The organism is Sorangium sp. So ce834 (genome assembly GCF_051521425.1).
Classification (GTDB): Bacteria; Myxococcota_A; Polyangia; order Polyangiales; family Polyangiaceae; genus Sorangium; species Sorangium cellulosum_D.
Window position 1 is genome coordinate 1,207,518 of sequence record NZ_CP150351.1, and the last position, 22,731, is coordinate 1,230,248.

15 protein-coding genes are annotated in these 22,731 nt (G+C 73.6%); 11 read left to right on the forward strand and 4 right to left on the reverse strand.

Translation table 11 applies throughout. The annotated features are described in order from the left end of the window. Positions 1 to 172: 172 nt before the first annotated feature. Positions 173 to 1,639, reverse strand: coding sequence for a succinylglutamate-semialdehyde dehydrogenase (gene astD, locus WMF20_RS04460; protein ID WP_437610970.1), 1,467 nt, complete (start codon positions 1,637 to 1,639; stop codon positions 173 to 175). Positions 1,640 to 2,177: 538 nt separating this feature from the next. Between astD and WMF20_RS04465 the strand changes: the two genes are divergently transcribed. The 3 genes from WMF20_RS04465 (at position 2,178) to WMF20_RS04475 (ending at position 7,785) form a co-directional block, all read left to right on the forward strand. Further along, a complete protein-coding gene (locus WMF20_RS04465; protein ID WP_437610972.1) occupies positions 2,178 to 3,710 on the forward strand; it encodes a hypothetical protein in 1,533 nt (510 codons plus the stop codon). Between the two features lie 262 nt (positions 3,711 to 3,972). Further along, positions 3,973 to 5,076: an ATP-binding protein gene (locus WMF20_RS04470; RefSeq protein ID WP_437610973.1), complete on the forward strand. Its 1,104-nt coding sequence runs from the start codon at positions 3,973 to 3,975 to the stop codon at positions 5,074 to 5,076. A 126-nt stretch (positions 5,077 to 5,202) separates the two neighbouring features. After that, positions 5,203 to 7,785, forward strand: coding sequence for a bifunctional serine/threonine-protein kinase/formylglycine-generating enzyme family protein (locus WMF20_RS04475; RefSeq protein WP_437610975.1), 2,583 nt, complete (start codon positions 5,203 to 5,205; stop codon positions 7,783 to 7,785). Between the two features lie 84 nt (positions 7,786 to 7,869). Here WMF20_RS04475 and WMF20_RS04480 read toward each other — a convergent pair whose 3' ends face one another. After that, positions 7,870 to 8,541 (reverse strand): hypothetical protein, encoded by a 672-nt coding sequence (locus WMF20_RS04480; RefSeq protein WP_437610977.1) that lies wholly within the window; start codon positions 8,539 to 8,541, stop codon positions 7,870 to 7,872. 368 nt (positions 8,542 to 8,909) lie between these two features. On the opposite strand from WMF20_RS04480, the gene WMF20_RS04485 reads away from it, so the two are divergent. From WMF20_RS04485 to WMF20_RS04495, 3 genes are all read left to right on the forward strand, one after another. Continuing rightward, positions 8,910 to 11,648: a protein kinase domain-containing protein gene (locus tag WMF20_RS04485; RefSeq protein ID WP_437610979.1), complete on the forward strand. Its 2,739-nt coding sequence runs from the start codon at positions 8,910 to 8,912 to the stop codon at positions 11,646 to 11,648. A gap of 43 nt (positions 11,649 to 11,691) precedes the next feature. Beyond that, on the forward strand, positions 11,692 to 11,871 hold the full coding sequence (locus WMF20_RS04490; RefSeq protein ID WP_437610980.1) for a hypothetical protein: 180 nt from the start codon (positions 11,692 to 11,694) through the stop codon (positions 11,869 to 11,871). A 228-nt stretch (positions 11,872 to 12,099) separates the two neighbouring features. Continuing rightward, complete coding sequence (locus tag WMF20_RS04495; RefSeq protein ID WP_437610981.1) at positions 12,100 to 12,615, forward strand: hypothetical protein; 516 nt, start codon at positions 12,100 to 12,102, stop codon at positions 12,613 to 12,615. Between the two features lie 87 nt (positions 12,616 to 12,702). Here WMF20_RS04495 and WMF20_RS04500 read toward each other — a convergent pair whose 3' ends face one another. After that, complete coding sequence (locus WMF20_RS04500) at positions 12,703 to 14,211, reverse strand: sigma 54-interacting transcriptional regulator (protein WP_272827820.1); 1,509 nt, start codon at positions 14,209 to 14,211, stop codon at positions 12,703 to 12,705. 645 nt (positions 14,212 to 14,856) lie between these two features. Between WMF20_RS04500 and WMF20_RS04505 the strand changes: the two genes are divergently transcribed. The 3 genes from WMF20_RS04505 to WMF20_RS04515 all read left to right on the forward strand — a co-directional run bounded on the left by WMF20_RS04505 (position 14,857) and on the right by WMF20_RS04515 (position 18,238). Beyond that, positions 14,857 to 15,687 carry a class I SAM-dependent methyltransferase gene (locus WMF20_RS04505; RefSeq protein ID WP_437610983.1) on the forward strand — a complete coding sequence of 277 codons (831 nt, stop codon included), beginning with the start codon at positions 14,857 to 14,859 and terminating at the stop codon, positions 15,685 to 15,687. 338 nt (positions 15,688 to 16,025) lie between these two features. Then, positions 16,026 to 16,697 (forward strand): CPBP family intramembrane glutamic endopeptidase, encoded by a 672-nt coding sequence (locus WMF20_RS04510; RefSeq protein ID WP_437610985.1) that lies wholly within the window; start codon positions 16,026 to 16,028, stop codon positions 16,695 to 16,697. Positions 16,698 to 16,714: 17 nt separating this feature from the next. Beyond that, entirely contained in the window at positions 16,715 to 18,238 is a 1,524-nt protein-coding gene (locus WMF20_RS04515) for a B12-binding domain-containing radical SAM protein (RefSeq protein WP_437610987.1), read from the forward strand. Between the two features lie 84 nt (positions 18,239 to 18,322). On the opposite strand, the gene WMF20_RS04520 is transcribed toward WMF20_RS04515, so the two are convergent. Next, on the reverse strand, positions 18,323 to 20,392 hold the full coding sequence (locus WMF20_RS04520) for a hypothetical protein (protein WP_437610989.1): 2,070 nt from the start codon (positions 20,390 to 20,392) through the stop codon (positions 18,323 to 18,325). A 481-nt stretch (positions 20,393 to 20,873) separates the two neighbouring features. Between WMF20_RS04520 and WMF20_RS04525 the strand changes: the two genes are divergently transcribed. Both WMF20_RS04525 and WMF20_RS04530 read left to right on the forward strand, forming a co-directional pair. Continuing rightward, entirely contained in the window at positions 20,874 to 21,452 is a 579-nt protein-coding gene (locus tag WMF20_RS04525; RefSeq protein ID WP_437610991.1) for a hypothetical protein, read from the forward strand. Positions 21,453 to 22,322: 870 nt separating this feature from the next. Further along, positions 22,323 to 22,679, forward strand: a complete 357-nt coding sequence (locus WMF20_RS04530; RefSeq protein ID WP_437600689.1) for a hypothetical protein — start codon at positions 22,323 to 22,325, stop codon at positions 22,677 to 22,679. Positions 22,680 to 22,731: the final 52 nt, after the last annotated feature.

Consider the following 22,731-nt stretch of genomic DNA (forward strand, 5'->3'; position numbering starts at 1 on the left):
GGGGGAAGGGCCCCGCGGATCCGAGCGCCGGCCCGCATCGCAGCGACCCCCTCCCAGATCTCCCTCTCCCGTCCTCATGGCCATAGCCACCACAAGGCGCGAGTCCGCGGGAAGGGCCCCCCTCGCCCCCCGCGCGCACCCTCCCCTCCCGCCGGCGGCCGTTGCCCTCTAGTTATTTCCCTCGCATCCCCGGCGCCAGCTGTGCCGGCAGCGCCACGCTCGCCGCCTCCAGCCCCGCGACCGGATAAGCGCAGTAGTCCGCCGCGTAATACGCGCTCGGCCGGTGGTTCCCGCTGCTGCCGATCCCGCCGAACGGCGCCGCGCTCGACGCCCCCGTGAGCGGCTTGTTCCAGTTGACGATCCCCGCCCGGGCTTCCCGCCAGAACTGCTCGTAGAGCTCCCTGCGATCCGAGATCAGCCCCGCGGCGAGCCCGTAGCGCGTGCGGTTCGCCAGCGAGAGCGCCTCCTCGAAGCGCTCGTAGCGCTGCACCTGCAAGAGCGGCCCGAAATACTCTTCGTCCGGCAGCTCCTCGATCGCGGTCACGTCGATGATCCCGGGCGAGAGCAGCGCTGTCCCCTCCTCGATCCGGCGCATCTCGAGCAGCGCCTCGCCCCCGAGCGAGACCAGCCGCGCCTGCGCCTTGAGCAGCTGATCCGCGGCCGCGAGCGAGATCACCGCGCCCATGAACGGCTGCTCCGCGTCGTCGTACCTGCCCACCTTGAGCCGCCCTGCCGCGTCGACCAGGCGCTCCACGAGCGCGTCGCCCTCCGGCGTCGCCGGCACGAGCAGCCGCCGCGCGCACGTGCACCGCTGGCCCGCCGAGATGAAGGACGATTGAAGGATATGGTGAATCGCCGCCTCGGTGTTGGCGACGTCCTGAACGATCAGCGGGTTGTTGCCCCCCATCTCCAGGGCGAGGATCTTCTCCGGCTGCCCTGCCAGCTGCCGGTGCAGCGCGCTGCCCGTCGCGGAGCTCCCCGTGAAGAAGAGGCCGTCGATGCCCGGGTGACCCGCGAGCGCGATCCCGGTGCTCTTCCCTCCCTGAACCAGGTTGAGCACCCCGGCCGGAACGCCCGCCTCCTGCCACAGCCGCGCGGTCTCCTCCGCGACCTTGGGCGTGAGCTCCGACGGCTTGTAGACCACGCAGTTGCCCGCGATCAGGGCCGGCACGATGTGGCCGTTCGGCAGGTGGCCCGGGAAGTTGTAGGGCCCGAACACCGCGACCACCCCGTGCGGCCGGTGCCGCACCACGGCCGTCGCGTCGCCCGCCTCGGCCTGCCGCTCGCCCGTCCGCTCCCGGAAGGCCATGAGCGACACGTCGACCTTGCCGATCATCGTCTGGACCTCGGTGAGCGCCTCCCAGCGCGGCTTGCCGGTCTCGAGCCCGATCACGTCGGCGAGCCGGGCCTTGTGCTCGCCCAGCAGCCCGGCGAACCGCTTCACCAGCGACACCCGCGCCTCCGCGCCGCCGTCGCGCCACGCCCTGAACGCGCCGCGCGCCGCCTGCACGGCCGCGTCCACCTGCCCCTCGGCCGCGGCGCGCCCCTCGAAGACGAGCGCCTGCGTCACGGGATTCCGGCTCGCGAACGGCTCCCCCGTGCCGGACACCCAGCAGCCGTCGATGAAATGGGTCGACATGGTCACCTCTCCACGCGGAACGCCCCGCGAGCTCAGCCGTCGGTCCAGCCAGGTTAGCGAGCGTCCACCTTGCCTCGCCAGTGTGCACCGTACCAGCCGCCCGCGCAGCGAGCCCGCCCACCCCAGCGGACCGGCTCGCCAGCGCCGCCGCCGATCTGCCCGCCCGCCCCGCCGCCAAGGCCGTGGCCGCCCGCCGCTCGCGCCGCATCCGCGCGCGTCCCGGGGGGCGACCCCAACGGAGTGGGGGCCGGCTCGAGGGACCCACGACCGATGGTATCCGCTCGCCTGATGAGAATTCCTGAAGGTGGCTCTCAATGCACGTTGCGCCCCCGCGCCCCGACAGCGCATGTGGCGAGCTCGCGACATTCACAGGAATGCACCGTGGCGAACAGGTGTGCAGCGCGCGATCGGCCGTGGATTCACGCTCCGGGCAAACTCCGCCGGGGCGCCCCTCACGGCCCATGACACCAAGTCTTGACGGTCCCGTGGCTGGCGTGGAAATGTGGATATGTCAGTTTCCCCGCCGATGCATCACACGGTGGCTATCTCAGACATCCATCTATGTGAGCTCGAGCCGACCGCCGGTCTCTGGATGCGCTATCGGCAGGCGCCGTACTCCCCGGACGGGGAGATCGCGGCGATGCTCGACGCCCTCCGAGGAGAGATCCGGAAGGGGACGGGCGGCTCCGGGGGGCTCCACACGCAGCGCGACGAGCTCACGCTGGTCCTGAACGGCGACATCTTCGACCTGGATGCGCCGCGCGTGATCGACAACGAGAGCGTGGTCCACGACCTGCCGCGCACCGCCGAGCACGCGGTGCCGGCGATGGAGGCCATCCTGCGCGACCACCCCGTGTTCGTCGCGGCCGTCGGCCGGGTCGTCGCGGACGGGCACACGGTGGTGTTCGTGGCGGGCAACCACGACATCCAGCTCACGCTCCCCGAGGTGCGCGACGCGGTGAGGCGGCGCATCGCCGACGCCGCCCTGCACGCGCTCGCCGCCCGCGACGGCGCCCCCGCGGCGAGCGCCGCCCGGGAGCTCCGCGCGGCGCTCGAGGCGCGGGTGGTGTTCCGCGCCTGGTTCCACCGCACGCGCGACGGCGTCATCGTCGAGCACGGCAATCAGTACGACTCGTACTGCTCTTACCGCTACCCGATGGCGCCGTTCGGCCGCAGGCGGGGGGAGATCCAGCCGACCATGGGCTCGCTCGTGAGCCGCCTGCTCGTGTCGCGCATGGGGTACTTCAACCCGCACGTCGACTCGTCGTTCATGCTCTCCGGCTTCGGGTATCTCTCCCACTGGGCGCGGTACTACCTGTTCTCGGGCCGGTCGCTCGTGCTCGCGTTCGCCGTGGGCGCGCTGCGCACGATGCTCGAGCTCGTGCGCCGCCGCGACCCGTGCCGCCGCGCGCTCCGGCGCGCGGATCTGGCCGCCGCGGCCCGCGAGACGGGCGCGACGTTCCCCGCGGTGGTGAAGCACGCGCGGCTGTTCGCGCGGCCCGCCGAGGACTGCCTCGGCCGGGTGGCCCGCGAGCTCTGGCTCGATCGGCTCGGCCTCGTGCTCGTCGGGCTCATCGCGACGCTCGCGTGCCTGTGGTGGATGCCGGAGGGGCTCGCGCCGGCGACCCTGCTCGCCCCGACGCTCCTCGTCGCCTACGAGTGCGCGGTCCCGAAGCCCACGCTCGACGCGGTCTGGCAGGGCGTGAACCGGGCGGCGCGGCTCGTGGCCCGGGCGCACCGCGCGAAGGCCGTGGTCTTCGGGCACACCCACAACCCGGAGGGCAGCTGGGAAGGCGGGGTGTTCTTCGGGAACACCGGCTCCTGGTCGGCGGCGTTCGAGGACATCGCGTGCACGACGCCGGTCTTCGAGGCGCGCCCGCTCGTCTGGCTGCGCTCCGAGGACGGCGCGGCCCCCGACGCGCCCCTGTCGGGCGGCCTCCTGATGTGGAAAGACGAGCGCTTCCAGCCCTGGAGGGCCGACGCCCGGCCCTCGGTGCCCCGGAAAGCCGAGGTCGCCAAGCGGCCGCGCCCGGCGCTGCGGCCGCAGGCGACCGCCGCGATGCGCAGCTGATTCTGCCCGCCTCCGACTCCAACGCTCGCTGACCCGCTCGCCTGGCGCCCTCTGGCGAGCTCGGCAGAACACCACTGTCGAGGCTGCCATCCTCGAGTCCGGACGAGCGTTCGTCCGGTCTAACCCACGCTTCCCGTCGCGCACTTCCGTAGTAGATGTGCTGGCGTGGAGATGACGAGCCACGCGACGCAAGCCCTCGACGCGGCCATCCCCCGCGCGGACGATGCGCCCGGCGCGCGCTGCGCGGCGGGAGGGGACGCCGATGGCTGACGCCGCCGACGTGGACCTCGCACGCCAGCACCGGCCTGCGGTCGAGCGGTCTCGGCTCCCCACGGTCTTGACCGCGAGGGAACAGCACCTCGTCCTCTACGCAAACCCGGCGTTCTGCGGGCTCTCCGCCCTGCCGCTCGGCGAGCTCTCGGGGGGTCCCCTCGCCCGTCTGTTTCGGCAGGCGGAAGGCCTGGCGGCGCTGCTCGATCGCGTGATCCGGGACGGCGTCACCGACGTCGCGGCGGACATCGCGTTCGCGCCCCCCGGGGGGAGGGCGTTCCACGGCACCGCGATCGCCGCGCCGCTCCTCGACGAGCAGGCGCGCCCGCGGGGGCTGCTCGTGCAGATCCTCGACACCACCGAGCAGGCCGCGGCGCGCGCCCAGGGGGCCGAGCTCGAGCGGCGCCGCGAGCAGGTCCTGTCGCGCATCACCCACGACCTGCGGAGCCCGCTGACCGCGGCGATGTTCTACGCGGAGAGCCTCGAGCTGGCCCGGGCGGAGCACGACACGAAGCGGCTCGCCGGCCGGATCGTCCGCAGCCTGAGGCGCATGGACGAGATGATCCGCGTCCTCCGGGACGTGCAGCGGCTCCAGGCTGGCCACAGGCTGCCGCTCTCGCTCGGCGCGTGCGATCTCGCCGCGATTGCCCGCGAGGTCGCCGACGACCTCTCGGCCTTCCACGATCAGCACCTCGTGGTCCAGGGGGAGGCGTGCGTCCGGGGGATCTGGGGCGAGGAGGAGCTGCGCCGCGCGATCGGGATCCTGGTGAGCAACGCGCTCCAGCACGGGGCGCGGGGGGCGCCGGTCGCCATCACGGTCGAGGCGGCGCCGGAGCTCGCCGTCGTGGCGGTGCGCAACGAGGGCCCGGCGATCCCGTCCGACGATCAGGCTCGCGTGTTTGTGCCGTTCTTCCGGGCCGGCGCGTCCGAGGCGGTGCCGCGCGGGTGGGGGCTCGGCCTCGCGTTCCTGCGCGGGTGCGCCGAGGCGCACGGCGGGAGGGTGAGGCTGGAGAGCGACGCCGAGCGCGGGACCACGTTCATCCTGGAGCTGCCCCTCGACTCGAGCCCGTACCAAGCTCTGCAGGATCCGGGCTGACCAGGGGCCGCCGCCCGCCGCGCCGACAGCCCCTCTCGGCTTGAGGCCTGCGCGCCTCGACGATAGGGTCGGCGCGGACCTCGGCCCGGAGCGCTTCCCGGGCGGGGGCCGCGGAGTGGACGGATCATGAACCGCAGCGAGCGCGAGCAGATGGAGCTGACGCTGCCCGCGCGCGGAGCGGCGAGCCCGGACGAGTCGGGCGACGCGCCGCCGGCCGGCGCCGCGTCGGACGTCACGTTCAGGCTGCGCGTGTCCCCGGCCTCGGCGCCCGAGCCACCGCCCGTCTCCGTCGCGGCGCCCGAGCCCCTCGCCGCGGAGGAGCGCTACGAGGACCTCGGCTGCATCGGGCGCGGGGGCATGGGCGAGGTGCGCCGCGTGCGCGACCAGATCATGGGGCGCGTGCTCGCGATGAAGATCCAGTCGTCCGAGGCGCGCGACGCGACGCTCGATCGCGCCCGCTTCCTCGCCGAGGCGCGGCTGACCGCGGCGCTCCAGCACCCGGGGATCGTGCCCGTGCACGACTGCGGCGCGCTCGCCGACGGGCGGCTGTGGTTCACGATGAAGGAGGTGCGCGGGCGCACCCTGGGCGACGTGCTCGCCGACCTGTACGCGGCCGGCGGCGGGAGCCTGTCGCCGGTGGCGCTGCGGCGGGCGGTCGACACGTTCCTCCGCGTCTGCGAGGCCGTGGCCTACGCGCACAGCCGCGGCGTGATGCACCGCGATCTCAAGCCGGCCAACGTGATGATCGGCGAGTTCGGCGAGGTCCTCGTGATGGACTGGGGGCTCGCGCGGCCCGCCGCGCCGCTCCACGCCTCGCCCGGGGCCGCCGGCGCGGCGGACGTCCTCGAAGCGGCCCCGCTCACGCAGCCCGGCGAGGTGCTGGGCACGCTCCTCTACATGGCGCCGGAGCAGGCGCGCGGCGAGGGCGATCGCCTCGGCGCGGCGAGCGACGTCTACGCGCTCGGCGTCGTGCTCTACGAGATCCTCGCCGGGCGCCACCCCTACGGCGGCCAGCTCGCCGCGGTCTGGAGCGCGCTCCTCAGCGGCGGGCTCACGCCGGTCGAAGAGCGCGCCCCCCACGAGGTGCCCGCGGAGCTCGCGGCCATCTGCGCCCGCGCGATGGCGCTCGCTCCGGAGGCTCGCTACCCCGACGCGGCCGCGCTCGCCGCCGACGTCCGGAGCTGGCTCGACGGCGCCCGGCGCCGCGAGCGCGCGCTCGCGATCGTGGACAAGGCGCGCGCGATCCAGCCGGAGATCGAGGCCATCCGGGCGCGCGCGCGGGCGCTGCGCGCCGAGGCGCGGGCCCTCCTCGACGGCCTGCGCTCGTTCGATCCCGCCGAGCAGAAGGCGCGCGGGTGGCGGCTCGAGGACGAGGCGGAGCACCTCGAGCGGGAGGCGTCGCTCGGCCAGGTCGAGTGGATGCAGCTCCTCCGCGCGGCGCTGAACGAGGCGCCGGATCTCCGCGAGGCGCACGAGGCGCTGGCCGACCACCACGCCGAGGAGCTCATCGAGGCCGAGCAGGCGCGGGACGCCCGGGGCGCGGCGCGCGCCGAGGCGCTCCTCCGGCAGCACGACCGCGGCCGCCACGCGGTGCTGCTCGCCGGCGACGGGGCGCTCTGGCTGTCGACCGAGCCCGAGGGGGCGGAGGTCTCGCTCCACCGCTATGTCGAGCGCGACCGCCGGCTCGTGCCCGAGCGCGCGCGCGAGCTCGGCCCCACGCCGCTCCGCGGGGTGGCGCTCCCGCGCGGGAGCTACCTCCTGAAGCTGCGCGCGCCGGGGCACCACGAGGCCTGCTATCCCGTGCTCATCGAGCGCGGGCGCCCCTGGGACGGCGTCCGGCCCGGCGGGGGAGGGCCGCGCCCGGTCCGCCTCCTCCGGCTCGGCGAGCTCGGCGAGGACGACCTCTACGTGCCGGCCGGCTGGTTCGTCTCCGGCGGCGATCCCGACGCGGGCGACAGCCTCCCTCGGCGCCGGCTCTGGTGCGACGGCTTCATCGTCCGGAGGCACCCGGTCACCAACGCCGAGTACCTCGCCTTCCTCAACGCGCTCGTGGCGAGCGGGCGCGAGGCCGAGGCGCTCGAGTGCTGCCCGCGCCTCTCGCTGGGCCGCGCCGCCTCGGACGCGGGCCCGGACTCGCTCCGGTTCGAGCGGGGCGACGACGGCCGCTTCCGGCTCGGGCTCATCCCGACCGACGTCCAGGAGGAGCCGCGGATGCCGGTCGCCTTCGTCCACTGGCGGGCGGCGATGCGCTACGCCGCCTGGTACGCCGCCGAGACCGGCGCGCCGTGGCGCCTCCTGAACGAGCTCGAATGGGAGAAGGCGGCGCGGGGCGTCGACGGCCGCTGCATGCCCTGGGGGGATTTCCTGGAGCCGACCTGGGGGTGCATGCTGGGCAGCCACGAGGGCGTCGCCGGCCGCCGCCCGGTCGACGACTTCCCGCTGGACGAGAGCCCTTATGGCCTGCGCGGCGCGGCGGGCAACGTGCGGGACTGGTGCATCAACGCGTGGAAGCGCGAGGGGACGCGGACCGAGGCGGGAGTCGTGCTGCTCGATCCGGCCGACGACGGCGACCCGGATTTCCGCGCGGCGCGGGGCGGCGCGTGGTCGACGTCGCCGAACCTCTGCCGCGCGGCCGGGCGCTTCGCGGGCAAGCCCGGGGATCGCTTCGGGGGGATCGGGTTCAGGCTGGCGCGCTCGGCGCCGCGGTGAGCGGCCCGCCGCCGCCCTGCGCAGGAGGCCTGTCCGGGCGCGCCGCCGCGGCGGCCCGGGCGAGGCGGACGGCGCGCGGGCCGCTCACGCGGATCTCATCTCGCCACGGTAGTGGTACCAGGTGCTCTGAGCGTCGATGTCGTACGGATCGGTCGACGGCTTCTTCATTTCTCCCACGACCACCCGCGTGAAGGTCAGCCTGCTCGGGGCCTTCTGGAAGATCAGGCCGCCCGTGGGCTGCTTCGCCTTGTACCAGATCACGTTGAGCAGCTCGCCGGCGCTCCCGAGCTCCACGAGGAGGCCGATCCGGCGCGTGCTCGGCGCGTCCGGATCGAGGGCCCAATAGAGCGCGCTGTTCGGAGAGGTCGGCTGGTAGACGCCCTGGATCCACTGCTGCGCCGACACCTCCTGAGCGGTCGCGAGGACGCTGCCCCCGGCGAGCCAGTCATGGAACTCCTTCGGGTACCCGGCCGATCCCGAGCGGTTCGTGAACCCGATCGACTCCAGGATGATCGCGCTCGTCTTCAGGGGGCCGCGCCTCGACCAGTACTCGGCCTTCGCCGCGTATCCGGGGGGAGGGTTCGACCCCGTGACGGCCACCTGGAGGAGCGGGCTCTCGGTCAGCGCCTCGATGAAGCGGAGCTTCGAGTCGATAGGGATCTGCGTTCGGTCCGGCTGCTCCGGCTCGTCCGGCTCCTTCGACAAGAGGTCTCCCCTCTTGATATCCAGCTCGCCCGTGCCCGATCCAGTGCTCATGGTTCGATGATCTCCTCGTCTCGTGGATGGAACGTCCGAATCCTATCCGCCCAGCGAAGCAAACCATGCACGTATCATGATGAAGCTCCTTGTCGAGGGTTGCCTGCGCGCCCCTCTGCCGGGACATCGGCTCCGCGCGGCGATTCTCCTCTGAGCATGAGCATGCGTCGTGCCACGGCGAGGACGCGGCGATCCGGGCCATACCCGGGGAGCCCTCGCGCCCCGGCGCCGCAGGTCGCGTCACCCCCGCTCGACTTGAGCAGGCCTTGCGCAAGCGGCGCCGGCGCGAGCCCCGCCCGGCGCCGCGCGCGCTCGACAGCCCCGGAGCGCGGACGTACCCTCGTCGCCCGATGCGGCCTGGCGACCTCGTGGCAGGGCGTTTCGTGCTCGAGGCCCAGGCGGGCACCGGCGGGATGGGAGAGGTCTACCGCGCCACGGATCTCCAGCGCGGGGCCCCCGTCGCCGTCAAGCTCCTGCGCGCCGCGAGCGGCGCCGACGCGCCGCGGTTCCTGCGCGAGGCGCGGCTGCTCGAGGGCCTCGAGCACCCCGGGATCGTGCGGCACGTGGCGCACGGCTCGCTCCCGTCGGGCGCCCTGTACCTCGCGATGGAGTGGCTCGAGGGCGAGGACCTCTCGCGCCGGCTCGGGCGCGGGCCGCTCGGCGTGGACGAGGGCGTGGAGGTCGCGCGCTGCGTGGCGGAGGCGCTCGGCGCGGCGCACGCCCGCGGGGTCGTCCACCGCGACCTCAAGCCGAGCAACGTGTTCCTTGTCGGGGAGGGCTCCCGCGACGTGCGGCTGCTCGACTTCGGCGTCGCCTGGGCGGGCGGGACGCGCATGACCCAGAGCGGGGTCGTGATCGGGACGCCCGCGTACATGGCGCCGGAGCAGGCGCGCAGCGAGGACGTGGTGGACGCGCGCGCGGACGTGTTCGCGCTCGGCTGCCTCCTCTTCGAGTGCCTCACCGGCGAGGCCGCGTTCGGCGGGGATCACTTCATGTCGATCCTGGCCAAGGTCCTCTTCGCCGACCCGCCGCGGCTGCGGGACGTGCGGAGCGACGTGCCGGAGCCGATCGCGGCGCTGTGCGCGCGGATGCTCTCGAAGCGACCGGACGCCCGGCCGCGCGACGGCCGGGAGGCGGCGGAGGCGCTCCTCGCGATCCAGCGCGGCGAGCACGCCCCCGCGAGCGCGCGCGGCCCGGCGCCGTCCCGGCCCGGGGCGCTGACCGCGACGGAGCGCCGGTCCGTCGCGGTGCTCCTCATCGGCGCCATCGACGCGGCCGCCTTCGCGGACGTCGCGACCGAGATCGCGACCGTGCCGAGCCAGCTCGTCGAGGAGGCGTCGGCGTGGGGCGCGCGCGTCGAGCCGCTGCCGGGCGGGGCGGCGGTGCTGACCATGGCCGGGCAGGGCGCGGCGACGGACCTGGCGTGGCAGGCCGCGCGGGTGGCGCTCGCGCTGCGCCGGCAGACCCCCGACCGGCCCATGGCGCTCGCGCTCGGGTGGAGCGCCGCCGCGGGGCGGATGCGCCTCCTGCGCGACGCGATCGACCGGGCGGCGCGGCTCATCTCGGCGCGCGGCCCGGCCGGCCCGGGCGACGCGCGGCCGATCGCGATCGACGAGGGCCTCGTGGGGCTCATCGACGCGCGGTTCGACGTGCGCGAGCACGAGGATCACTTCTTCCTGGTCGGCGAGCGCTCGAGCGCCGGCGGTGGGCGGACGCTGCTCGGCAAGCCCACGCCGTGCGTCGGGCGCGACGGCGAGCTCCGCATGCTCGAGGCGGCGTTCGAGGCGTGCGTCGACGAGCCCTCGGCGCGGGCGGTCCTGGTGATCGCGCCGCCCGGCGTGGGCAAGTCGCGCCTCGCGCAGGAGTTCCTGCGGCGGGTGGCCGAGCGCGCCCCGCGGGCGTCGACCTGGACCGGCCGCGGCGACCCGCTGCGGGCGGGCTCGCCGTACGGGCTGCTCGCCGGCGCGATCCAGGGGGCGTGCGGCATCGTGGAGGGCGACGCGCTCGCGGCGCGGCGGGACAAGGTGCTCGCGCGGGTCGCGCGGCGGGTGCCGGAGGCGGAGCGGCCCCGGACCGCGGCGTTCGTCGGGGAGCTCATCGGCGCGCCGTTCCCGGACGGCGAGGGCTCCCTGCTCCGGGCCGCGCGGCGCGACGCGCAGATCATGGCCGAGCAGGTGCAGCGCGCCTTCCTCGCGCTCGTCCGGGCCGCGTGCGCGGAGGGGCCGGTCGTGCTGGTGCTCGAGGACCTGCACTGGGGCGACCCCGAGACCATGCGGCTCGTCGACGCGGCGCTGCGGCACCTCGCCGACGAGCCGCTGTTCGTCCTCGCGCTCGCGCGGCCGGAGGTCACGGTCCTGTTCCCCCGGCTCTGGGCGGAGCGGAGCGTGCACGAGCTGCGGCTGAAGGACCTCGGCAAGAAGGCGTGCGAGCGGCTCGCGCGGCTCGCGCTCGGCGAGGGCGTGCCCCAGGAGACCCTCGACCGGCTCGTGGCGCTCGCCGACGGCAACGGGTTCTACCTCGAGGAGCTCATCCGCGCGGCGGCGGAGGGCCGCGGCGAGGCGCTGCCCGAGACCGTGGTGGCGATGGTGCAGTCGCGGCTCGACGCGCTGGGGCCCGAGGCGCGGCTGCTCCTCCGGGCGGCGAGCGTGTTCGGCGAGGCGTGCTGGGCCTCGGGCGTCGAGGCGCTCGTGGGCGCGCCGGCGCGGGACGGGCTCGCGATCCTCGCCGGCGCGGAGCTGCTCGTGCGACGGCCGGTGAGCCGGTTTCCCGGCGAGGAGGAGTTCGGGTTCCGGCACGCGCTCCTGCGGCAGGGGGCGTACGCCATGCTCGGCGACGAGGATCGCGCCCTCGGGCACCGGCTGGCCGGGCGCTGGCTGGAGGAGCGCGGTGAGGCGGACCCGCTGGTCCTGGCCGAGCACCTCGACAAGGGCGGCGAGCGCGCGCGGGCGTCGCGCTACTGGCTGCGCGCCGCCGAGATCGCCCACCGCAGCGGCGACGTCGAGGCGGCGCTCGCGCGCCTCGACCGGGGGCTCGCGGGCGAGGCGCCGGCCGACGTCGAGCTCGCCCTGCTCGGGCTGCGCTGCGAGCTCGCCATGGCGAGGCGCTGATCGCCTCCGGATCCGGCTCGCGCACGTCGCGTGCCTCGACGCGGTGGGGCGCCGCGGCGCGGCCGAGGCGGCGCTCGCCGCGGCGCGGGATCGCCTGCTCCGCATCGCCGGGACGATCCCGGACCCGGCCTACCGGAAGAGCTTCCTCGAGGAGGTCCCGGAGAACCGGACGACGCTCGCGCTCGCGCGGGAGCGGCTCGGCGACGCGCCCGAGCGCGCGTGACGGCGAGGGCGAGCGGCGCAATCGCTGAACATCGCGACAGCGCTGCGCCCCGCGCGGGGGCGCTTGCGCTGCAATTCTTCAATCGGAGACGCATTGCCGGCGGAACCGGGAACCGACGCCGGACGACGCCGGACGACGCCGGACGACGCCGGACGACGCCTCGGCGTCGGTTGGATGGGCAAGAACTCTGCATTGCGAGCGAGCGACAAGGTGTGATATGAGATCCCCATGAAGGTTGGGGGAATTCTTTTCAATACCATTGCCGTGCTCCTCGCCTGCGGGTGCGCTTCCTCGTCGCCGCTATCTCCGTCGCTGCCGGACGGCGCGCGCGCGCCGGCGGACGGCGTGCCGGCGGCGGGCGTGCCGGCGCCGGCGCAGAGCGACGCGATGGCGCGCTCTGCGGGGCCCCGGGGCCGCGTCTATCCCGCAGAGGAGCTGCGCCGGGTGGCCCGCGTCGCGTCCGCGCGCTGCAAGAAGGCGAATGTGCCGTCGGATTCGGCGTGCCTCCTCGCGGAGGCCACGCCGTTCCTGAAATACCGGCCCGAGGATCCGGATTGCCGTTTCGTGTCCGGGACGGCGCTGTCGGTGGCCGAGTGCTCCGATTTCTCGGAGGGCTGCCAGAGCGTGGATCCCAAGGATCTCGACCACCAGCTCGCCGCCCTGCAGAACGCCGGCAAGGATTGCCATCGCGAGCCGACCGAGGTCGAGCGGGTCGAGGTGCTGAAGCTCGCTGGCTCGCAGTGAGGCATTGACCGGCGGGATGAAGCGCCCCCTGGCGCGGCGCCTGCGCGGCTCGACGCGGGCCCTCGCCGGCGGGCGGCGCCGGCCGCGTCAGCCCTTGGCTTTGCCCTTGCGCGGCCGCGGGATGCCGTAGGCGCTCAGCCGGGCGACGAAGGTGCGGCGGGGCATGCCGAGGAGCGCCGCGGCCTGCGTCTGGTTGCCGGCGCACTGCTCCAGCGCGTCGACGATGCGGCGCCGCTCGATCGCGTCGAGCTCGCCGCGCAGGCCGCCCGCGGCCTCGGCCGATCGGGGAGCGTCCGGGGGGAGGGGACCGGGGGAGAGGGGGGGACCGCCGGGGAGGAAACCGGCGGGCGCGGCGACCTCGGCCGGGTGCGCCTCGAGGGACGTCGGGGTGCGCGTATCGACGAGCGGCGGCGGCGCGGAGACGTCGAGCAGGAGGTGCTCCGGCAGCAGCGTGTCCCCGCCGGCGAGCACGACGGCGCGCTCGATGACGTTGCGCAGCTCGCGGATGTTGCCGGGCCAGCGGTGCGCCTCCAGCGCGGCGAGCGTCTCGGGGGCGAGCGCCGGCGCCCGGCGCCCGAGCGCGCCGGCGGTCCGCTCGGCGATCGCGCGCGCGAGCGGCGCGATCTCGGAGACGCGCGCGCGGAGCGGCGGGATCGTCAGGGCGATGCCGTTGAGCCGGAAGAAGAGATCTTCGCGGAAGGCGCCGCGCTTCACCTCGGCGGTCAGGTCCCGGTTCGTGGCCGAGATGAAGCGGACGTCGATGGGCCGCGGGCTCAGCCCCCCGACGCGCATCACCTTCCGGTCCTCGAGCACGCGCAGCAGCTTCACCTGGATGCCGGGGGGGAGCTCGCCGACCTCGTCGAGCATCACGGTGCCCTTTTCGGCGGTCTCGAGCAGCCCCGGCTTCGCCTGGCCGGCGCTCGTGAAGGCGCCTTTCTCGTGGCCGAAGAGCTCGCTCTCGAGGAGCGACTCGGCGAGCGCCGCGCAGTTGAGGCGCAGGAACGGCCCGTGCGCGCGCGGCGATCGCCGGTGGATGTGCTCGGCGAGCACCTCCTTGCCGGCGCCGGTCTCGCCGAGCAGGAGCACGCTGAGGGGCGACGCGGCCACGCGCTCGGCGAGCGCGTAGAGCCGCTGCATGGCCGGGTCGCGCACGATGGGCGCGCCCGGCGCCTGGCCGGCGGCGGCGCTCGCGGCGCCCTCGCGCGGCAGGATCACGATCAGGGTCGAGCCCAGGTTGACCGCGTCCCCGACCGCGAGCTCCGTCGTCTTGCCTGGCTCGAGCTGGAGCTCGAGCAGCTTTGTCGTCGGCCCGGCGCTGCGCTCGCGCCGGAGGCGGGTCCCGTTCGCGCTGCCGAGGTCCTCGATGGCGAGCCGGGCGCCGAGGTGGATGATCGCGTGGCGGCGCGAGACGGAGCTCTCGTCGATCTGGACGTCGTTTTCCTTCGATCGGCCGAGCGACACCCGGCCCTCGGCCGGCAGCGGGTGCCGGGTCACGCGGCCCCCGGCGAACACCGCGAGCTCCAGGGCATGCTGCGCGTCGTTCTGCGCATCCTTCCGGGGGGACATCGCGCCGGCCACGTCTCTCTCCTTGCTCACTTCCGCACGTTCTACCGCGCCGCGCCGCCCGTGGGGCGAGCCGCAGCGCCTCGCGGCCGCGCTCGGCCAGGGCCCGGAGCCCGCGGGCGTCGCCTCGAGGCGCGATCGAAGGCGGCCACGGCGCCGGAAGAGCGCGCCTCGCGCGCGGTCGCGGCGGGGGCGGGCAGGACCAAGGGCGGCGACGGGCGTGCGCGCATCGGACGCCAGGATAGCCGAACCCAGGGCGTCTCGCTGGACCGCGGGAGCCGGAGGGGCGCGCTGGAGGGGGCGAGCCAGCGGGGGTGATACCTGTCACTACATGAGGCCGGGGGAGGCTTGCTGGCCTGAGGCGGTCTCCCCAGGAACCCGATGGCCGCCAGACGACGTGCCTGGCGGAGCAGACCTCAATGAGCGGGCTGCCGGAGCTCGACGGGGTTGCCGGACGGGGCCCAGAGCGGTTTTCGCTCGGGTTCAATGCAGACCGCTTCCGTGCCTCGTCTCTCGTCCTCTGTGCTTCGTCTCTCGTCCTCCGTGCTCATCCTTCGTGCGCGTGCGCGTGCGCGATTTCCCGGAGTCAACGCGCACGCGCACGAGCACGAGAGACGGGGACGAGAGACGGGGACGAGCGACGGGGACGAGAGACGAAGCGCGGTGTATCCTTTCGCCATGAGCTCTCACGGACGCGATTACGTGGCGATCAACCTCGCGAACTGGAACAGCCGCGTGCCGCACCACGAGCGAGGCTATGAGCTCCACAGGTTTCGCGAGGACCCGCGGTGGCTCTCGGGCGTGGTCGAGTTCGATCGCGCGCGCCTCGGCGACGTGCGCGGCCTCGACGTCGTCCATCTGCAGTGCCACATCGGCACGGACACGCTGTCGCTCGCCCGGCTGGGGGCGCGCATGACCGGGCTCGATTTCTCCGAGCCCGCGCTGGCCGTGGCGCGGCGGCTCGCCGCGGAGTGCGGCGCCGACATCGAGTACGTGTGCAGCACCGTCTACGACGCGGTGGCGGCGCTGGGCCCCGAGCGCTTCGACGTCGTGTACACGGGCGTCGGCGCGCTGTGCTGGCTGGACGACATCCAGCGCTGGGCCGCCACGGTCGCGGCGCTGCTGAAGCCCGGCGGCCGCCTGTTCGTGCGCGAGGGCCATCCGATGCTCTGGTCGCTCGCCGATCCGCGCCCGGACGGCCTCCTGGTCGTGGAATATCCCTACTTCGAGGTCGCGGGCGGGACGCTGTTCCACGAGAAGCAGACCTACGTGTCCCACGAGGGAGAGCTCGCCGCGCCGGACAGCATCAGCTTCAACCACGGCCTCGGCGAGATCGTCACCGCGCTCCTCGGGGCGAACCTGCGGTTGACCGCGCTCACCGAGCACGATTCGGTCCCCTGGAACCCGCTCGGAGACGGCATGGTGAAAGACGAGCGCGGCGAATGGCGGCTCCGCGAAAGGCCGGAGCGGCTGGCCGCGAGCTACACCTTGCAGGCCGTGAAGGGCTGAGCCAGCGAAGCGCGCCGGCGCCGCGCGCTCGCCGCCAGGCACCCGGCGAGGGCCGCGCCGAGAGCGGTCCCGGTGCGCGCCACGCGCGGTTCCGGTGATCTCGGACACACGCCCGCGCACCGCGCACCGGGCGCCGGCCGGGACCACCCGGGCGAATGCGCCATCGGATTGTGCCGTATCGGCTCAATTCGCGCCGCCTTCACGCACCTCGTCCGCCGGCCGACAGCGTCCTTCGCCGCCGATCGCCGCGTGGCACATCCGCTGCTCAGCGAGCCGGCATGGCCATCGACGCTCCGGCAACCATCGCTCCCGGGCTGCGCGAACGCAGCCTCGAACCCGTGTGTGGGGCCCCTGCGCGAAAGCTCCGCCGCGAGATCACCTCCTTCATCGCCCTCGCCGCGGCGCTCCTCCTCATGGCGCGGGTGGTCCAGCGAACGGTGACCCCTGGGCTGCCCCCCGCCCAGCACATGGCCTATTCTTGGGGGCTTCTGCTCGCCCTCCTCGTCCCCGTCGCGTGGTACGTGCGCCGCCAGTCGCTGCCGCTCTCGCGGATGGGCGTGACCACGGCCGGCCTGCGCAGCAGCCTGGCGGAGTCGCTGGCCGTCGCGCTCGCCCTCGCGGCCGCCTGCTTCGCGCTGCGGCTCGGCGCGTGGACGCGCGGCGAGCCCCTCGTCACCTGGGGATCGATCGCCGATTACGACGCGACCTCGCGGGCGCTCTTCTTCGTCCTCTATGCGCCCCACTGCCTGCTCCAGGAGTTCGTCGCGCGCGGCGTGATCCAGACCTCCTTGGAGCGCTTCCTGCCCCGATCGGGCCGGGCCGTCCCGCTCGCGCTCACCTCGGCGTTCTTCGGCGTCTACCACCTGCACGTCTCGCTTGGATTCGCCCTCCTCACCTTCGCCATCGGCCTGCTCTTCGGCGCGCTCTACGCGCGGCACCGCACCCTCGCCGGGGTGACCCTCGCCCACGCCGCCCTGGGCCTCGCGAGCGTCGCCGTCGGCCTGAACTGAACCAGGAGCCCCCCTCGATGCGCATCGCGATCCTCTCGACCTACACGCACCCGAGCCGCCTGCACCGCAAGGAGCGCTCGGTCATGCAATCCTCCGTGCCCGAGCTCATCGCGGCCCTGTGCCCGCCGGACGCCGAGATCGAGCTCTACAACGAGAAGGAGACGGACATCCCCCTCGATCGCCCCTGGGACCTCGTGTTCTTCTCGTACCTGCACGCCTATTACGAGCACACCAAGGTGCTCTCCGCGCTGCTCCGGCGGCGCGGCATCACCACCGTGGCCGGCGGCCGGCACGCGAGCCATTTCCGGGCGGACGCGCTCCAGCATTTCGACGCGGTGGTGACGGGCGATCCGGAGTCGAACGTCCCGGCCCTCATCGCCGACTTCCAGCGGAACGAGCTCCAGCCCGTCTACGCGCTCCCCCCGGTGCCCCCGGACCGGATCCCCACCTACCGTTACGACCTGATCGATTACCGCAACAACCTCGTCCGGATGCCGGGCATCGAGGCGTCGCGCGGCTGCCCCTTCTCCTGCAATTTCTGCGTGCTGACCGGGCATGAGCAATACCGATATCGCCCGATCGACCACGTGATCCGGGACATCCGCGACAGGATGATCTTCAACCGGCGCATTCCGGGGGTGACCGGCGATGTGTTCGGCTTCCTCGACAACAACCTGGGCGGCTCTCCCCGCTACCTGCGGGAGCTCTGCGAGGCGCTGATGCCGCTCAAGAAGATCTGGGGCTGCGCGCTCACCTTCAACGTGCTGCGCGACCCGGAGCTGGTGCGCCTCATGGGGCGCGCGGGGTGCCGCTACGTCTACACCGGGCTGGAGTCGCTGAACCCCGAGTCGATCAGCGCGATGAACAAGGGCCAGAACAAGCTGAGCGAGGTCCGTGAGGTCCTGAATCGAGCCTCGGCGAGCGGGATCGTGCTCTCGTTCGGGCTCCTCGTGGGCGCGGACGGGGACACCAACGAGTACCTCGAGCGGCTGCCCGAATACCTCCACGACCTCGGGGATCAGTGCCCGACGTTCCTGGGGATCGTCTGCCCGTATCCGGAGACGCCGTTCTTCGCGCAGGTGGCGGCCGAGGGGCGGCTCCTGCCCGGGGTGACCAGCCGGGACCTCGACGGGTACACCCTCTGTCACCGGCCGGCCCGACTGCACCCCTCCGAGGCGATCGAGCACTTCCAGCGCCTGAGCCGCGCCCTGGGCAGCGTGCGCAACGTGGGTCGCCACGTCTGGAACCGGCTGGCGATGAGCGATCTGCCCCGCTACAAGACGTGCGTTCTGATGTCGGCGCCCGAGGTGATGAGCCTGCGCGCGCCGCTCGCCAACCGCGCGCGCAGCTACATCGCCGGGCGCGACCCGATCGAGGCGTGGGACGCGGCGAGGATGCGAGAGCTCGGCCTCGAGCCGCAGCGCATCGACGCTTCGTCCTGCCGGGCGGATCCGCGCGGCCTCGCCCGGATCCGGCCCCGGCGGGCGGGTCGGTCCGGGTTGAGCACCCCGACCCAGGTTGAGCACCCCGACCCGGGTTGAGCACCCCGACCCGGGTTGAGCACCCCGACCCGGGTTGAGCCACGAGAAGCGCGACGACACGAGGGCGGCGGACGAGCGGGAGTCTCAGCCCTCGCTCTCGGGCAGAGGCGGGGGCGGCGGCAGCGCACGGGGGGGCTCGAGGCGCGTCGGCTCCGCCTTGCAGTCGATGGTGCGGCCCTCGCAGCCACAGACGTTCCCGCCCAGATCCTCGTAGACCGCCGGGGAGAGCTCATCGACGTCTCTCACGATGTCGAGCGGCTCGCACGTGAAGGTCGTCGACGCGATCTGCACCGTCGCGCCGCGGTTGTAGATACCGGCCCCGGCGCTCCGCGCCATCACGCTGTCCCGGACGAGGACGTTCGCCAGACCGGTCTCGTCGTTGTAGGCGATAATGCCGTAGCCGTTCCTGCCGTCGAGCGCGCGCCCCAGGGTGTCCGCAATCGTGGTCGACTCGACGGTCGCGTCCGAGTCGCTGAGGAAGAGGCCGACGTCCCTGTTCCGCTCGATCAGGACGTTGTGCAGGCGCGCGCTCCCGCGCTCGCCGAGGTCGGGCAGCGACTGGACATTGACCCCCCTGCCGAGATCCTGGCTCGACGGCAGCGGCCTCGTGTCGCGCACCACGGTCGAGTCCAGGGCCGCGTCGGCCCCGAAGACGGCGATCCCGGTCCCGTAGCTGCCTTCCACCGCGCTGCCGCGCACCCGGACATCCGCGCGTCGCCGATCGTGCGCGATCTCGATCCCCGCGCCGTAGTCCGACGCGTCAGGCACGAGCTCCCGCACGAGGAGTCCATCGATCTCGACGTCGGAGCCGTTGACGACGACCCCCCTCTCGCGGCTCCGCTCGACGAGGGCGTGCCGGAGCGCCACGCGGGCGGGGCGCCCGTCGATGCGGCTCGGCTCGGCGTAGACGCCCGCGCCGCCCGGATCGCCCTCGGCCGACCCCGCGCCCGTGTCGCGCACGACCGTCGCCTCGATGGTTGCCTCAGCGCCGATCATCGCGATGGCGGCGGTGTGGTTCCGCTCCAGCGCGCTGCCCCGGACCGTGAGGGTCCCCGGCTCGAAGCTCGGGACGTGGGTCGCCGCGAGCCCAGTGCCCGGCATGTCCGCCGCGAGCCAGGCGACGTCGCGGACGACGCTGTCCTCGACGACGCCGTCCGCCCCGGAGAGCCTGATCCCGAGCCCCCCGACGCGCTCGATGACGACGGATCGCGCCGTCACGCTCGCGCGGCGCTCGACCGACTCGACCTGCATCCCCATCGCATGGCCGTCGAACGGGTGCTCCGGATCCCCGGCGGCGAGATCGATGTCGCGCAGGACCGTGCCCTCCAGCGTCACGGCGGCGTCCGCCACGACCATGCCCGCGCCCGTGGTGTGCTCCACGAGCGCCCCGCGCACGGTCAGGCTCGTCCCGGTATCCGGGCCTGCGGCGAGCAGGCCGACGTCGCTCGTGTCGTGGATCCAGACCCGCTCGACCACGATATCGAGCACGTTCCTCACACCGAGGCCGATGCCCTCTCCGCGGACAGCGAGGTCGTGGATCTCCGCGCCCCTCGCGCCCCTGTCGACCTGGACGGCGATCGCCGCGCCGGGCGGCCCGACGATCTCGACAAGCGCGGGGCACCGGCCCCAGAGCCGCACGGGCCGCCTCCAGATGAGCAGCTCTTCGACGTAGCTGCCCTCCGCGATCGCGATCAGGGCGCCCGCGCGCGCGTGGTCCACCGCGTCCTGGATCGTCGTCCACGGCCTGGCCTCCGTGCCGTCGCTGTCCGCCCCGGCGTAGGCCGCGTCGACGAACGCGGTCGCCTCGTCGATCGGCGCGCTGCCCCACGGGCCCGCCCCGCACGGCGCGACCTCACGCCACGCCGCCTCGCCGGGGACGGCCATCTGCCCGGGCGGGCCCGCCTCCTTCGGCAGGACGGGCACGCAGCCCTGCGCGCCGTCGGGCGCGAAGCCGCTCCCGCACCGCTCGGGCGGGACCCCCGCCGGCTCGCAGCCCGCGTCGGTCTCCACCGCGCCCGGCGGGCACGGGAACGTGGGCCCGGCGCCCGCCCCTGCGCCGTCGTCCGCGTTAGGGCCGTCCGCGTCAGGGCGCTGCGCGCACGCCGCGAGCAGGGCGATCTGCAGGAGAGAGAGGGCCAGCCGCTCTTTTCGCATGGTGTTCGGTGCCTCGCGCGGACGATACGACACCTTGGCGGGCAGCGCTCACCCTTGTCGAGCGCTCCGAGGGCGATGTCGCGGCCCGCTTTCGGGGGTTCGCGTCGCTCCCGAGCCCTTCGCGCGCGCCCGCACGCGGACGGCCACGCGAGCCGGTCGCCCGGGGGCACGCCGTGACGCTCCTCCCGACACAACGTTCTGCGCAACTGGACGAGGTTTCGCTCACCCGTTGAGCGAGCCTCTGCGCAACGCCGCCCGCCCGCCAGGGCGACGCGCGTGGCGCCCGCCCGGATTCGGGCCTTCCGACGCAATGTCGGGGCGGAACCGGGTCCGACGGCGATGGTATGCGCGTTGCTCATTCCGGCGGCGCGGGCCTCGAAGCCTCGATCCCCGCGCCAGCTCCAAGAACTCCAATTCCAAAGGTGCGACCGTGCCGCCGACGCGAAGCCGGCTCGCGGAAGGTCGCGCCATGAGGTTCATCATGAAGATCACATCGACGCTGTCGCTTGTTTCGCTGCTCGGATCGACCCTGTTGATGGTCGCCGGCTGCATGGCTGAGTCGGTCGACAGCGCGAGCGACGTCGACATCGAGACGGACGAGGAGGTCGGAACGGCGGCCGACGCCATCACGAATGGATGGACGGCCGAGACGTCCGACGGCTGGGCGCCCGTCGCATGCGACAGCGGCAACGCCATGAGCGCGTTCCATTGCAGCGGTTCCGACTGTGACAACATCAAGGGCTATTGCTCTTCCCTCGGGACCTACAACACGTCCATGTACTGGACCTCCTACTTCTCCGAGGAAGGCACCAACTACCGGAGGTGCAACTACGGGGATTTCGTCACGGGGCTCGCGTGCACGGGCAGCTACTGCGACAACGTGTCGCTCCAGTGCTCCCATCTCAACGGGAAGACCTGGGGCAGCTGCTACTGGAGCGGATTCATCTCCGAGGAGAACGGTGGGTCGATCTATTTCCCGCCGGGCTACTACATCGCAGGCGCGAAGTGCAGCGGAGATCACTGCGACAACATGGCGTTCTATTACTGCCAGGCCATCTGAGCGCCGGCGCTCATCCGAGCCTGGCCGCTCGGCGCGGCGGATCTCCGCGGTCGCCGCGCAGCCGTCGCACGCCGGCATATGGCAGTCCATCATCGGCACCGCGGCGCGGAACGGCACGCGCGGGAGTCCCCGCGCGGCCGGCTCGCCGCGGAGCCTGAGGCGCTGCTGAAGCGATGCCGCCCGGCGGCGGGCAAGGCGCCCGTGCGCCAGCGCGCCGCCGTTCCATCCCCTGCCTTTCCCCTGCCTCTCCCTGAGCCCCCTGAGATCAGCAGCTCTTCGACGTAGCTGCCCTCCGCGATCGCGATCAAGGCGCCCTCGCCCGCGTGGTCGACCGCGTCCCGGATCGCCGCCCGCGGCCTGGCCTCCGTAGCGTCGCTGTCCACGCCGCGCGCGGGGCGATCTGCACGAGAGATAGGCCGAGCCGCTCTCCTCGCGTGGTGTTCCAGCGCCTCGCGGGGACGACACGAACCCTTGGCGGCTGACCCCGCGGCGCCCTCGGAGGCATGCGCGCGCATGTCGCGCGAACCCTCGCTCAATTGCGCGAGGATCTGCGCATCGAGGGCCGCTCCTCTGGACGCCGCCCGCGCCCTGGCCGGCGCTCCGCCCGTCCTGGGCCGCGGTCGTGAGCTCGGTCCCCGCGGTACGCGCCTTGCTTGACCTTGAAGGACAGACAGCGAGCCTCGGGTTGGAGCCGTGCCGGAAGGCGCGCTCGCTGTCCGGCTCGACGATCACGGGGTGCCACGGGCGACATGCCGCGTTGGACCTCAACGACTCTTCGGAGCGAATCCGAGAGGGCGCGCGCGGCCGTTCGCGAATCATCGGGAGCGCCCGCGCCCGTCGATACGTAGTCACCGTCTGAAGGAGAGTGCTATGTTGAATATCCAGAATACCGAGTCGATGTTCGAGGTGCAGACGACCGCCGGCGCGTCCGACGTCGTCGACACGAAGGCCGGCGTGCAGCGCCTCGAGCTCACCCTCAAGAAGATCAGCGAGAAGAGCAACGAGACGCTGCGGGACGTCCCCATAAGCTCCGCCTGTACGAGCGGGTGCTTCTCCTCGGTCAGCTCGATCGGCGTCTCGTCGAACTCGTCCTTCGACAGCCTCGACGAGGGGCAGCTCGAGAGCGTCATTCGCATGCACGACAAGGCGCTCGACGTCATGGGCCAAGACGCCCTCGTCTCGGCCGCGATCGCCAAGGGCGTCGAGCTCGGCGCCGACAAGAAGTGAACCCGTAGGCGCGCCCTGGGCGGCCCGGACGCGCGTCGCGCGTCCGGGCTCG

What these genes read in the sequence shown, in the direction of transcription:
- WMF20_RS04470 (WP_437610973.1), top strand. Translation starts at nt 3,973, where the DNA reads ATGGCTGACGCCGCCGACGTGGACCTCGCACGCCAGCACCGGCCTGCG.
- WMF20_RS04520 (WP_437610989.1), bottom strand. Translation starts at nt 20,392, where the DNA reads ATGCGAAAAGAGCGGCTGGCCCTCTCTCTCCTGCAGATCGCCCTGCTC.
- WMF20_RS04525 (WP_437610991.1), top strand. Translation starts at nt 20,874, where the DNA reads ATGAAGATCACATCGACGCTGTCGCTTGTTTCGCTGCTCGGATCGACC.
- WMF20_RS04530 (WP_437600689.1), top strand. Translation starts at nt 22,323, where the DNA reads ATGTTGAATATCCAGAATACCGAGTCGATGTTCGAGGTGCAGACGACC.
- astD (WP_437610970.1), bottom strand. Translation starts at nt 1,639, where the DNA reads ATGTCGACCCATTTCATCGACGGCTGCTGGGTGTCCGGCACGGGGGAG.
- WMF20_RS04480 (WP_437610977.1), bottom strand. Translation starts at nt 8,541, where the DNA reads ATGAGCACTGGATCGGGCACGGGCGAGCTGGATATCAAGAGGGGAGAC.
- WMF20_RS04475 (WP_437610975.1), top strand. Translation starts at nt 5,203, where the DNA reads ATGAACCGCAGCGAGCGCGAGCAGATGGAGCTGACGCTGCCCGCGCGC.
- WMF20_RS04505 (WP_437610983.1), top strand. Translation starts at nt 14,857, where the DNA reads ATGAGCTCTCACGGACGCGATTACGTGGCGATCAACCTCGCGAACTGG.
- WMF20_RS04495 (WP_437610981.1), top strand. Translation starts at nt 12,100, where the DNA reads ATGAAGGTTGGGGGAATTCTTTTCAATACCATTGCCGTGCTCCTCGCC.
- WMF20_RS04515 (WP_437610987.1), top strand. Translation starts at nt 16,715, where the DNA reads ATGCGCATCGCGATCCTCTCGACCTACACGCACCCGAGCCGCCTGCAC.